Here is a 1,127-nt window from a genome sequence, read left to right as displayed (position 1 = left end):
AAAACGGCGTCATAGAAGAAGCGCTGGTCGAGACGGTCGGCTGTTCGGGAATGACGCATTCGGCGGCTATGGCGGCGGAAATCCTGCAGGGCAAAACACTGCTCGAAGCGCTCAATACCGATTTGGTGTGCGACGCTATAAACGTGGCTATGCGGGAACTGTTCCTGCAAATCGCCTACGGGCGGAGCCAGACGGCGTTCTCTGAAGGGGGGCTTCCAATTGGCGCCGGCTTGGAGGATTTGGGCAAACCGTTCCGCAGCCTTGTCGGCACCATGTACGGCACCAGAAAGAAAGGCGCGCGCTACCTTGAAATGGCGGAGGGCTATGTTACGAAGCTGGCTTTGGACAAAGACAGCCAAATCATCGGGTACGGGTTCGTCAATTTAGGCAAGATGATGAACGCGATTCGGAAGGGTGCGGACGCGAACGAAGCGCTCAAGGCGGCGAGCGGGCATTACGGGCGCTTTGCCGAAGCGGACGGCGCGGTGAAGTTTATCGACCCGCGGGAAGAATAGGAGGTACACAGAATGGCACTGTTTGAAAGCTACGAGCGCAGAATCGACAAGATAAACGCCGTGCTCAAGGAGTACGGCATTTCCGGCGTGGAGGAAACCGCGGAAATCTGCAAGGCGAAGGGGTTCAACCCCTTCGAAATCGTGCGGGGCATTCAGCCTATCGTGTTTGAAAATGCGGGCTGGGCATACAACGCGGGTGCGGCTATCGCGCTCAAAAAAGGCTGCAAAAAAGCGTCTGACGCGGCTGAGGCTATCGGTATAGGCTTGCAGGCGTTCTGCATTTCCGGTTCCGTGGCGGAAGACCGCAAAGTCGGAATCGGGCACGGCAACCTCGGCGCGATGCTTCTGCGGGACGAGACGAAATGCTTCGCGTTCCTTGCCGGGCATGAATCGTTTGCCGCGGCTGAAGGCGCGATAGGCATTGTGAACAACGCGAACAAGAGCCGGAAAACCCCGCTCCGCGTCATTCTGAACGGGCTGGGAAAAGACGCGGCGCAGATTATCAGCCGCATAAACGACTTCACTTACGTGCGGACGCAGTTTGATTACTTCTCCGGCAAGCTCGTCATTGCGGAGACGCTCGCGTATTCGGACGGCGCGCGCGCTAAAGTG

The 1,127-nt window shown here is 57.8% G+C and carries 2 protein-coding genes; both read left to right on the top strand.

The features are described from left to right. Positions 1–515 (top strand): hypothetical protein (locus AWU74_RS05900; RefSeq protein ID WP_062328527.1); only part of this gene is annotated, 515 nt, incomplete at its 5' end. 12 nt (positions 516–527) lie between these two features. Beyond that, positions 528–1,127 (top strand): GGGtGRT protein (locus tag AWU74_RS05895; RefSeq protein ID WP_187150884.1); only part of this gene is annotated, 600 nt, incomplete at its 3' end.

The sequence above is a fragment of the Treponema endosymbiont of Eucomonympha sp. genome (genome assembly GCF_001028545.1).
This window is presented reverse-complemented; position numbering and strand designations above follow the sequence as displayed.